This window comes from Jannaschia sp. Os4 (assembly GCF_016820245.1).
Taxonomy (GTDB): domain Bacteria; phylum Pseudomonadota; class Alphaproteobacteria; order Rhodobacterales; family Rhodobacteraceae; genus Jannaschia.
This window is the reverse complement of sequence record NZ_JAFCAR010000004.1, coordinates 833,650-843,962: the sequence shown is the minus strand read 5'-3', so window position 1 is coordinate 843,962 and position 10,313 is coordinate 833,650. Positions and strand designations below refer to the sequence as shown.

14 protein-coding genes are annotated in these 10,313 nt (G+C 72.7%); 6 read left to right on the top strand and 8 right to left on the bottom strand.

Annotated elements, in window-relative coordinates; translation table 11 throughout:
- Window positions 1-236: 236 nt before the first annotated feature.
- Both JQC91_RS13185 and JQC91_RS13180 read left to right on the top strand, forming a co-directional pair.
- Entirely contained in the window at window positions 237-548 is a 312-nt protein-coding gene (locus JQC91_RS13185; RefSeq protein ID WP_203287304.1) for a hypothetical protein, read from the top strand.
- Between the two features lie 75 nt (window positions 549-623).
- Window positions 624-956: a hypothetical protein gene (locus tag JQC91_RS13180; protein WP_203287302.1), complete on the top strand. Its 333-nt coding sequence runs from the start codon at window positions 624-626 to the stop codon at window positions 954-956.
- Here the strand turns inward: JQC91_RS13180 and JQC91_RS13175 are convergent.
- The 4 genes from JQC91_RS13175 to JQC91_RS13160 all read right to left on the bottom strand — a co-directional run bounded on the left by JQC91_RS13175 (window position 953) and on the right by JQC91_RS13160 (window position 3,751).
- Window positions 953-1,642, bottom strand: coding sequence for a DUF502 domain-containing protein (locus JQC91_RS13175; RefSeq protein WP_203287300.1), 690 nt, complete (start codon window positions 1,640-1,642; stop codon window positions 953-955). The genes JQC91_RS13180 and JQC91_RS13175 overlap by 4 nt on opposite strands.
- Before the next feature lie 53 nt (window positions 1,643-1,695).
- Window positions 1,696-2,097, bottom strand: a complete 402-nt coding sequence (locus JQC91_RS13170; protein WP_203287298.1) for a VOC family protein — start codon at window positions 2,095-2,097, stop codon at window positions 1,696-1,698.
- A complete protein-coding gene (locus JQC91_RS13165) occupies window positions 2,094-2,963 on the bottom strand; it encodes a PfkB family carbohydrate kinase (RefSeq protein WP_203287296.1) in 870 nt (289 codons plus the stop codon). Before JQC91_RS13165 ends, JQC91_RS13170 begins: the two co-directional genes overlap by 4 nt.
- An 89-nt stretch (window positions 2,964-3,052) precedes the next feature.
- A complete protein-coding gene (locus JQC91_RS13160) occupies window positions 3,053-3,751 on the bottom strand; it encodes a M48 family metallopeptidase (RefSeq protein ID WP_203287294.1) in 699 nt (232 codons plus the stop codon).
- Window positions 3,752-3,818: 67 nt separating this feature from the next.
- Between JQC91_RS13160 and JQC91_RS13155 the strand changes: the two genes are divergently transcribed.
- Window positions 3,819-4,316, top strand: a complete 498-nt coding sequence (locus JQC91_RS13155) for a YetF domain-containing protein (RefSeq protein ID WP_203287293.1) — start codon at window positions 3,819-3,821, stop codon at window positions 4,314-4,316.
- On the opposite strand, the gene JQC91_RS18150 is transcribed toward JQC91_RS13155, so the two are convergent.
- The gene (locus JQC91_RS18150; RefSeq protein ID WP_203287291.1) at window positions 4,313-4,882 is read right to left on the bottom strand and encodes a TetR/AcrR family transcriptional regulator; all 570 of its coding nucleotides are present in this window, start codon (window positions 4,880-4,882) and stop codon (window positions 4,313-4,315) included. The two genes, JQC91_RS13155 and JQC91_RS18150, sit on opposite strands and share 4 nt — an antisense overlap.
- An 85-nt stretch (window positions 4,883-4,967) precedes the next feature.
- On the opposite strand from JQC91_RS18150, the gene JQC91_RS13145 reads away from it, so the two are divergent.
- Both JQC91_RS13145 and JQC91_RS13140 read left to right on the top strand, forming a co-directional pair.
- Entirely contained in the window at window positions 4,968-5,165 is a 198-nt protein-coding gene (locus tag JQC91_RS13145) for a tautomerase family protein (RefSeq protein ID WP_203287289.1), read from the top strand.
- Window positions 5,165-5,689: an SRPBCC family protein gene (locus JQC91_RS13140; RefSeq protein WP_203287287.1), complete on the top strand. Its 525-nt coding sequence runs from the start codon at window positions 5,165-5,167 to the stop codon at window positions 5,687-5,689. Before JQC91_RS13145 ends, JQC91_RS13140 begins: the two co-directional genes overlap by 1 nt.
- Before the next feature lie 81 nt (window positions 5,690-5,770).
- Here JQC91_RS13140 and JQC91_RS13135 read toward each other — a convergent pair whose 3' ends face one another.
- The 3 genes from JQC91_RS13135 to greA form a co-directional block, all read right to left on the bottom strand.
- Window positions 5,771-6,742 carry a glutathione S-transferase family protein gene (locus tag JQC91_RS13135; protein WP_203287285.1) on the bottom strand — a complete coding sequence of 324 codons (972 nt, stop codon included), beginning with the start codon at window positions 6,740-6,742 and terminating at the stop codon, window positions 5,771-5,773.
- 92 nt (window positions 6,743-6,834) lie between these two features.
- Window positions 6,835-7,902 (bottom strand): hypothetical protein, encoded by a 1,068-nt coding sequence (locus JQC91_RS13130; RefSeq protein WP_203287283.1) that lies wholly within the window; start codon window positions 7,900-7,902, stop codon window positions 6,835-6,837.
- Complete coding sequence (gene greA, locus JQC91_RS13125; RefSeq protein ID WP_203287281.1) at window positions 7,899-8,372, bottom strand: transcription elongation factor GreA; 474 nt, start codon at window positions 8,370-8,372, stop codon at window positions 7,899-7,901. The genes JQC91_RS13130 and greA overlap by 4 nt, the downstream gene beginning before the upstream one ends.
- Before the next feature lie 276 nt (window positions 8,373-8,648).
- On the opposite strand from greA, the gene JQC91_RS13120 reads away from it, so the two are divergent.
- The gene (locus JQC91_RS13120; RefSeq protein ID WP_203287597.1) at window positions 8,649-10,265 is read left to right on the top strand and encodes an electron transfer flavoprotein-ubiquinone oxidoreductase; all 1,617 of its coding nucleotides are present in this window, start codon (window positions 8,649-8,651) and stop codon (window positions 10,263-10,265) included.
- Window positions 10,266-10,313 lie beyond the last annotated feature (48 nt).

Below are 10,313 nucleotides of genomic sequence, written 5' to 3'. Positions count from 1 at the left end.
CGTTTCTCGTGGACGTCGAGGAGAACGTCATGGCACTCGGCAAGAGTGCCTGCGCGCGGCGACGCGCAACAGCCTTGGTGACCGCGCTCCGACAAGACGACCTTGTCTGGGAATGGCCCGAGGGACCATCTCGGGACGGCTAGCGGATCGTGGTGGGAAGGGTAGCCCGTCCTGATGCATCCCTCCGCCCCCCTCCCGCGTTCCCCTCTCGAAGGCATCGCAGGAGGAGACACCCCATGGCCCTGAAGGACATCCGCGCCGAGGACGAGGTCTTCCTGCGCGAGGGCGCCCTCGGCGTCGGCGCCGTGCGCGAGGTGCGGCCGGATTCGCTCCTCGTCTGGCTGGAAGGCTGGGGCGAGGCGACGCTGGGGGCCGAGCACGTCGCGGCGGCCCATGACGGCAAGGTCGTGCTCGATCCCCATGCGCTGCCCGACGACATGCGGGACCGGCTGCTGCACGCCCATGACGGCGAGTTCCGCGATCCCGCCGCGATCGCCGGCGACCAGCCCCCGCCCCGGGGCGACGAGGCGGGCGAGACCGACGCCTGACAGAATGTCGCGGCGGGGGGATCGGACCTCGCGCCCTCCGATCGCGTTCCTCCGCGACAGCTACAGGAGACGCGCATGGGACTCGCCGACATCACCCTCGAGGATCAGGTCTTCGCCGACGACGGCGACCTCGCCGTGGGCGGCATCCGCCTGATCCGGCCCGACCACCTCATCGCGTGGTTCGAGGGCCACGGCGAGGAGGAGCTGCGCCCCGCCAACATCGAGTGGGCCCGCCACGGCAAGGTGCGGGTCGATCCCGAGACCCTCTCGCCCGAACTGCGGATGCATCTCGAGAGCGCGCGGAACGGCGAGATCCGAAAGGTGGCGCAGATGACCGAGCCGCTGCCCGGCCCCGAGATGGATCCGACCCCCGTGCCCGACGCCGGGCAGGCGGCCGTCCCGCTCTAGGGATCCGTCGTCACGCCGCCTTGGCCGTTGGGGTACACGAGGCCCGCCGAGATCACGAGCTTGGCGGCGTCCTCGACCGTCATCTCCAGATAGGTCACGTCATCCTCCGGCACGAAGAGGAGGAAGCCGCTCGTGGGGTTCGGCGTGGTCGGCAGGAACACCGAGACCATCGGCACCTGCGCGCGCGTCGCGATCTCGCCCTTGGCCGAGGTCGACACGAAGCCGATCGCCCAGATGCCCCGGCGCGGATACTCCACGAGGCAGGCGCGCTCGAAGGAGGTGTTGTCCTGGCTGAAGATCGTCTCGGCGATCTGCTTGAGGCCCCCGTAGACCGAGCGCACCACCGGCGTCTGGTTCACGAGGCTCTCGGCCGAGCGCAGGATCGAGCGCCCGATGATCCCCTTGGCGATCCAGCCGACGAGCACCGTGAACACGAGGAAGAACGCCACCCCGATCCCGCGGATGTCGATCGGGAAGTCGAGGTTCTCGGCCAGCCAGATGTCGGGGTTGAACCGCCGCGGGACGAAGGGGAGCACGAAGCCGTCGATCCAGCCGATCACCGACCAGACCAGCCAGAAGGTCAGCCCGATGGGCGCGATGACGACGAGGCCGGTGAGGAAGTTGTTCCTCAGCCGGGTCAGGATCCCGGCCCGCTGGGGTCGCGGCGTCTGGTCGTCCTTGGCCATCCCGGACGGGATAGGGCGTCCGCTGCGGCGCGGCAAGCGAGGCGCGCCCCGCGTCAGGCCGTCCAGTCCGCGTTCTGCAGCACCACCCGCCGCCCGTCGGGATCCGCGTAGGTCCGGCCGCGCGCGGCCCAGTAGGGGTTGAGCGGCGCGACCGGCCCGTGACCGGCGGCCTGCAGCCGCGCGCAGGCCGCGCGCCATGCCCCCCCGTCCGGCAGGTAGAGCACCAGCAGGTCGTCCGCCGACCATGCGACGGGCGCGGGATGGTCGGGATGCGTCGTCAACTCCAGGTGCCACGGCGCGTTCGGATGCCCGAGCACCACGCCGTCGAACCCCGCATGGTCCTCGAACCGGGCCAGCACCTCCAGCCCCAGCCCGTCCACGTAGAAGGGCAGGCAGCGCGCGATGTCGTCCGTGGGGCGCGCCACGCGCAGCACGGGCACGGCGACGGGGGTCAATACGTGTCCCCCGACACGTAGACCGCCGCCGCCTCCACCGCCCGGGCCAGCGCCGCCTCGGCGTCTAGCCCTTCGGCGCCCGCCGCGATGTGGGCCGCCATGAACGTGTCGCCCGCCCCCGTCACCCGCGTGACCATCACGGCCGGCGGGCGGCGCACGTGCACCCCGTCCGCATCCGCCGACGCCGCCAGCCGCGGCCCGTCCGTCACCACCGCCCGCCGCAGCCCCCGCGCCAGCAGCGCCTCCGCCGCCGCGCCCGCATCCCCCGGATCGCGGTGCAGCAGCAGGCCCGCCTCCTCGAGGTTGACGTAGACCGTCGCCGCCCCGTGCGAGAGCAGCGGCAGCAGCCGCTCGGCCTTGCCGGGCGAGGCGGGCGCCACGCGCAGGTCGCGGGCGGCCCAAGCGGGGTCCGTGGCGATCCGCGCCAGCAGGTCCTGCGTGAGGTTCCCGTCCAGCGCGATCGGCCCGTCCCAGCCCCGCAGCGCGCCCTCCAGCGGCTCAAGGATGCGCGCCCCCGCCAGCTCCAGCGAATGGGCGTCCGCGATCGCGGCGATCAGCCCGTTCGCCCCCTCCACCGCCATGTAGACGTCCGTCGGCAGGTCGTCCGAGCGCGTCAGCGTGTCCGTCACCAGCCCCAGCCGCGCGCAGGCCGCGACCAGCTCGTCGCCTTCCGCGTCCCGCCCCACGCAGGACAGCAGCGCGGGCGTCATCCCATAGGCCCGCGCGGCCATCGCGATGTTGAGGGCGACGCCGCCGGGGATGCGCGTGATCCGCCCCGGCACGTCGGAGCCCACGCGCATGTGGGCGTTGGAGCGCCCGATCACGTCCCACAGGACCGAGCCGATGCAGAGGAGGTCGGGCGTCATGCGGCCGGACTAGCGCGCCGCGCCGCAGGGCGCACGTCCCTTCGATGGTCCGGACATATTCCGAGGCCCGGGGCGACGCCCCGGCGCCCTCAACCTCGCCCGCCGATCCCCCACCGCGCCGCGTTCGCGTCGATGGCCGCAATGCGCTCATCGGGTTTCGGGTGGGACATCATCCACGCGGGCATCCCGTTGCCGCCCATCCCCGTCATCCGCTCCAGCTTGCGGAAAAGGGACTTCTGCGGCTCCACCCCGATCCCCGCCTTCACGAGCAGCGCCGAGGCGTAGGCGTCGGCCTCGTACTCGTCCTGCCGGGACAGGCGGGCGGCCACGAGGGAGGCCACCGCGTTCGCCGCCCAGATGCCGACGCCGAAGGGCAGCACCCGCCCCAGCACCCCCGCCAGCGCGACGCGGATCGCGTTCTGGCCCGAGAAGTCGATCATCCGCCGCCGCGCGTGCCCCAGCGCCACGTGGCCCAGCTCGTGCGCCACGACCGACGCCATCTCCGCCGACGACACCTCGCCCGCCCGCAGCTTCCGCAGGAAGCCCGACGTGATGAAGATGCGCCCGTCCGGCGCGGCCAGCCCGTTGACCGGGTCCATCGGCAGGACGTTCACCCGCACCTCCGGCAGGTCCAGCGCGTCGGCCATCGCGCGCAGGTCGTCGCGCATCAGCGGCTCGTCCAAGGGCTCCGCCTCGGAGTCGAGCTTCCGCTTCATCCGCCACGAGGAGAACAGGAACACCACCAGCCCGTAGGCCAGCGCGATCAGCAATGCAGGCGCCTTGATCATGCCGTCCATCTAGGCAGGCGGCGGAACCTTCGCCACCGCCGCCGCTTGGACCGCGACAGGAGGCCCCATGCCCGATATCCCGGACTGGCTCACGCCGCTGACGGACGCCGCGATCCTGCTCCCGATCCTGCTTGGCGTCGTGCGGCTCACGGGGCTGCGCTCCTTCGCCAAGATGAGCGCCTACGACTTCGCCGTGACGGTGGCGGTGGGCTCCATCCTCGCTTCCGTGATCCTCGACCCGGCGACGGGATGGTGGATGGGGGCGCTGGCGCTCGCGGGGCTGCTGGGGATGCAGGTGGTCATCGGGCTGATCCGCGCCCGCGTCCCCGACGCGCAGCGCTGGATCGACAACGAGCCGGTGGTGCTCCTGCGCGACGGGGTGCCCGACGAGGCCGCGATGCGCGCCGCGCGGGTCAGCGCCGACGACCTTCGCCAGAAGCTGCGGCAGGCGGGCTGCGCGGCCTTCGACGACGCCGCGCTGGTCGTCATGGAGACCACGGGCGACGTGTCGGTGCTCCGGGACGGCCCGACCGACGACCTCGTGGCCGAGGTGCGCGGCGCCTAGCGCGTCCAGCCCCGGATCGTGTCCGCCACCACCCCCGCCATCGGCGCGGCGGACGTCGTGTCCCCCGCGAGCCGGATCTGGCCCAGCATCCCCCAGAGCGCCCCCAGCAGGAACTCCGCCTTCGGCGCGGGGTCCGCGACGCCCCCCGCCGCGAGGCAGGCCTCGAACCGGTCGGTGAAGAGCGTCCGGTAGGCCGCGATCCGCTCGGCCACGGCGGCGGGCGGGGCGGACAGCTCGAAGGCCGTGTTGGCCATCAGGCAGCCGGAGCGGCGCACGTCGCCCTCCGGCACCGGCGCGGCGGTGGCCTCGAAGAGGCCGATCAGCGCGTCGGGGGAGGGCGGCGAGAGCACTTGGTCGAGCAGGCCCGCCGCCATCTCCGTGTAGGCGTCGAGCGTTCGGGCGAAGAGCGCGTCCTTCTCCCCGAACGCGTTGTGGAGCGAGCGCAGGCCCACGCCCGTCTCCTTCGCCAACCCCCGGTAGGTCGTCGCCTCGAAGCCCGCGCGCCAGAACGCGGTCATCGCGCAGGCCAGCGTCTCGGCCTCGTCGAAGGAGCGGGGTCGCGCCATTATGAAACACCTGTTGCAATACGGGGATGGAGCGGCTACGAGTATTGCATCGGCCGATGCAGAACTCAAACCGAAAGGACAGACCATGCCCACCATCCGTGTGACCGTCCCCCGCTCCGCTTGGAGCGTGGAGGAGAAGGCCGACATCGTCTCGCGCCTGACCGAGGGCCTCGCCGCCGTCGGGTCGAACGCCGGCAAGGGCGACCTGCGCCAGTACATCAACGTCCACATCGAGGAGACCGCCGAGGGCGGCTACGCGATGGGCGGAAAGGTGGTGGGCTGATGGAGGTCCGGCGCACCGTCCGCATCGACGCCGCCCCCGACCGGGTGTGGCAGATCCTCGGCCCCGACTACGTCCGCGCGGGCGACTGGGCCTCCAGCGTCTACGTCTCCGGCGCCCGGCCCGGCGAGGCGCTGCCGGGCGCGCCCGCCGCGGGCCGGGTCTGCGAGACCTCGCTCGGGGCGTTCACCGAGACGATCGAGGCCTACGACCCGGCGGCCCGCCGCATCGCCTACTCCGCCACGGGCGCCAAGATGCCGGGCTTCGTCCGGTCGCTCGTCAACGAGTGGACCGTCGCGGGCCACACCGGCGGCGGATCGGAGGTGTCCGTGCGCCTGCGGGCGGACCTCGCCTTCCCCTTCAGCCTCGTGATGGCGCTGCCGATGAAGCTGCAGTTCCGCAAGGTGATGCGCGAGGCGACCGAGGAGCTGCGCCACTACGCCGAGACGGGGCGCCCGCATCCCCGCAAGGCCAAGGCCGACCGATCGAAGAAGGCCCGCGCGGCGGTGGCCGCGCAGACGGCATGAGAGAGGGGCCGCCCCGCGCGCGGGGCGGCCCGCCGGGCGCTCCGCCCCGGACCCCGGGTCGCGGCCGGCGGGGCGGCGGGCCTAGCGGTCGACCGGCGCGTCCCAGTCGATCACCGGGTTGATGGGGACGATCCGGTGCGGGTTTATGCTCTCGTGGCTGTAGTGGTAGTGCCGGACGATGTGGTGCCAGCCCACGGTTTCCCGCACCCCCGGCACTTGGTAGAGCGCGCGGGCGTAGGGCCAGAGGTTCGCGTAGTCGATCAGGCGCCGCCGGTTGCACTTGAAGTGCAGGTGGTAGACCGCGTCGAACCGCACCAGCGTCGTCCACAGGCGCCAGTCCGCCTCCGTCAGCACGTCGCCCGCCAGCCAGCGCCGCTCCCCGAGCAGCCCGTCCAGCCAGTCCAGCGCGTCGAACAGCGCGGTCACCGCCTCGTCGTAGGCCGCCTGCGAGGTGGCGAAGCCCGCCTTGTAGACCCCGTTGTTCACGTCCCGGTAGACCCGGTCGTTGATCCGGTCGATCTCGCCGCGCAGCGCCTCCGGGTAGAGCGTCTCGTCGTTCCCGGTGATGCCGTCGAATGCGGTGTCGAGCATGCGGATGATCTCGGAGGACTCGTTCGACACGATGGTCCCGGTCTTCGTGTCCCACAGCACGGGCACCGTCACGCGGCCCGACACGTCCGGCTTCGCGCGCAGGTAGACGTCCCGCAGGAAGGGCAGGCCGAAGAGCTTGTCGCCCGTCGCCCCGTGGTCGTCCGTCTCGAAGGTCCAGCCGTCGCCCAGCATGTCGGGATGCACGACCGAGACGCCGATCAGGTCGGTCAGGCCACGCAGGCTCCGGACCACGAGCGCGCGGTGCGCCCACGGGCAGGCCAGCGAGACGTAGAGGTGGTAGCGCCCCGCCTCGGCCGGGTGGCCGCCCTCGCCGGAGGGGCCGGGCGATCCGTCGGGGGTGATCCAGTCGCGGAACTTGGCGGTCGAGCGGACGAACGTCCCGCCCGTCGACTTCGTGTCGTACCAGTCGTCGTGCCAGACGCCGTCGATCAGTTGGCCCATGATGTCCTCCGGATGCTGGGCCGGAGGTGGCGCGACGGCCGGGCGCGGGCAACCGGCGGAAGCGCACGTCGCCTGTGCGTCCGCGTCGGCGGTCAGTCGAGCGCGCCCGTCGCCCGCGCCATGATCCGCGCGGCGCGTCCGGTGCGGGTGCGGTCCAGCGCCTCGAGATCCTCGTCCGAGAACGCGGCGGCCAAGGCCGGACCCGCCTCCTCGAGCGCGGAGAGCAGCGCGGCGGCGGCGGCGGCGAAGGGCGGCTCGGCCCGCGCGCGCCCCGTCGCGAGCGCGGTCGCCGCCGGATCCCGCATCTCGCCCAACGAGGACGGCGCCCCCTCGCCGGAGAGCCACGCGCGCCACGCCGCGGGCGGCGCCGGGGGCAGGGCGGTGGCCGATAGGTTGCCCTCGGAGAGCAGCGCCAGCGCGGTCTGCGCCGCCGAGAGGACCGGCCCGGCCGCGGGATCCGCCAAGGCGCGGCGGACGAGGGCGAACCCCTCGGCGTCGTCGCGCCCGCGCGGCAGGTCGAAGGCGCGAAGGACGTCCGCGGCGTCGAGCCCGGTCCGCGCGGGCGGCACGTCCGCCTCGGCGTCCGGCGCGGGATCGGCGCGCGGAGCCTCGGACGGCGCGGGCGCCGGGACGGGGCGGGCGGCGCGGAGCACCTCCAGCGGGCTTCGCCCGGGGCGCGCGGGCGCCGTGAGGACCGGCGCCCTGCGCGGGGCCTCCCCGGTGGGGGCGGGGCCGGGCGCGGGGGCGGCGGTCTTGCCCACGTCGGCGAGCCGCGCCTCCACGTCGCGCCGCAGCGCGGCGGCGCCCATGCGCGCCTGCACGGCGTGCGCCTCGCGCATCGCGTCGATCTCGTCGCGGAGATGGGCCGCCTCCTGCCTCAGCGACCGGGACAGCCGGGCCAGCGTCGCGACGATCCAGATCAGGGCGACGGGCACCACGATGCCGAGGAGCGCGACGGCGGTCGCCAACGGATCGACCGCGAGGATCGCGAGCCCGTTGGGCGTGAGCGTGGCGAGGTACCAGCCCGCCAAGGCGAGCCATGCTAGCGAGGCCAAGGTGGCCGTCGCCCCGATCCATTCGGCCCCGCCGCGGGGGGCGCCGGGCGTCTTGGGCGGCGGCGAGGAGCGCGCCGCCGGACCGGGATCGGTCGCGTCGCTCATGCGTAGCGGACGGCGGTGATCTCGTAGTCGCGGGTGCCGCCGGGCGTGCGGACCTCGACCGAGTCGCCCTCCTCCTTGCCGATCAGCGCGCGCGCCAGCGGGGAGCGCAGGTTCAGGAGGCCCGCCTCGATGTCCGCCTCGGGCTCGCCCACGATCTGGTAGGTCTTCTCCTCCTCCGTGTCCTCGTCGACGAGGGTCACGGTGGCGCCGAACTTGATCGTGTCGCCGGACATCTTGGCGGGGTCGATCACCTCGGCCAGCGAGATGGTCCCCTCCAGCTCCTTGATGCGGCCTTCGATGAAGCCCTGCTTCTCGCGGGCCGAGTGGTACTCCGCGTTCTCCGACAGGTCGCCGTGCTCGCGGGCCTCGGCGATGGCGCGGATGATGGCGGGCCGCTCCTCGGACTTGAGGTGCTTGAGCTCCTTCTCCAGCGCGGCGAGGCCGCGCGGGGTGATGGGCATCTTCTCCATGGGGGTGCCTTCGTCTTGCGGGGTCGCCGCTCCGGGGGCGGCGCGCGGTTGGTCGGCGGGCAGGTTAGCAGCCCGCGCGCCGCGTGCAACGTGCGCGGGCGGCCCCCACGCGACGACGGGTCACGATTGACGCGCGCGTCACCCCTTTCCCATATGGGCCGCGACGCGCAAGCTGCGCGCCGGACCGTTTCACGAGGTGCCCCGATGCTCGACGCCACGCCCGCCGCCCCGCCCCCCAGCCCGATGGAGGCGGACCTGTCCGTCGAACGGGAGTCGATGGATTACGACGTGGTGATCGTCGGCGCCGGCCCCGCCGGCCTGTCGGCGGCGATCCGGCTCAAGCAGCTGGACCCCGCGCGCGAGGTGGTGGTGCTGGAGAAGGGCTCCGAGGTGGGCGCCCACATCCTGTCCGGCGCGGTGCTCGATCCCTCCGGGCTCGACGCGCTGATCCCCGACTGGAAGGAGAAGGGCGCGCCCGTGGACGTGCCCGTCACCTCCGACAGCTTCTACGTGCTGGGCGAGGAGGGGCGCGTCCGCGTCCCCAACGCGATCATGCCGCCGCTGATGTCGAACCACGGCAACTACGTCGTCTCGATGGGCAACGTCTGCCGCTGGTTGTCCGAGCAGGCCGAGGCCTTGGGCGTCGAGGTGTTCCCCGGCATGGCCTGCACCCAGCTGGTGATGGAGGAGGGCCGCGTGGCGGGCGTCGTCGCGGGCGAGTTCGGGCGCGACGCCGACGGCACCCCGGGCGAGGGCTACGAGCCGGGCATGATCCTGCGCGGCAAGTACGTGATGCTGGGCGAGGGGGTGCGCGGGTCGCTCTCCAAGCACGTGATCGACAAGTACGGCCTGCAGGGCAAGGAGACCCAGAAGTACGGGCTGGGCATGAAGGAGCTGTGGGAGATCGACCCCGAGAAGCACCAGCCGGGCAAGGTCGTGCACACGATGGGCTGGCCCTTGGGCAAGAACGCCGGGGGCGGCAGCTTCATCTACCACCTCGACAACAACCAGGTGTACGTGGGCTTCGTCGTCCACCTGAACTACGAGAACCCGTACGTCTTCCCGTACATGGAGTTCCAGCGCTTCAAGCACCATCCGATGGTCGCGGAGCTTCTGGAAGGCGGCAAGCGCGTGGCCTACGGCGCGCGCGCCATCACCGAGGGCGGGTGGCAGGCGCTGCCGGACACGGCCTTCCCCGGCGGCGTGCTGCTGGGTTGTGCTGCGGGCATGGTCAACGTGCCGCGGATCAAGGGCAACCATAACGCGATGCTGAGCGGAAAGGCCGCCGCCGAGGCGGCGCACGCGGCCATCGAGGGCGGGCGCACCGGCGACACGCTGGCCGAGTACGACGAGGCGGTGCGGACCGGGCCGATCGGCAAGGACCTCAAGCGGGTGCGCAACGTCAAGCCGCTGTGGTCGAACCACGGGCTGATGGCGTCGCTGTCGGTGGGCGGCGCGGACATGTGGCTCCAGAACCTGACCGGCTGGTCGCCGCTGAACATGAAGCACGCCAAGTCGGACGCGGACAGCCTAAAGCCCGCGTCGAAGTTCGAGCCGATCGACTACCCCAAGCCGGACGGCAAGCTCAGCTTCGACCGGCTAACCAACGTGTCCTTCGCTTTCACCAACCACGAGGAGAGCCAGCCGCCGCACCTGCGGCTGAAGGACCCGTCCGTGCCGGTGGAGGTGGACCTGAAGCAGTATGCGGGGCCGTCGCAGCGCTACTGCCCGGCGGGCGTCTACGAGTTCGTGGGCGAGGGGGACGACGCGCGGTTCGTGGTGAACTTCCAGAACTGCGTCCACTGCAAGACCTGCGACATCAAGGACCCGGCGCAGAACATCGTCTGGCAGGTGCCGCAGGGCGGGGACGGGCCGAACTACCCGAACATGTGATCCGCCGCCCCGGGGCCGCCCCGGCGGGCGCGGAGCCGGTCGCGGCGG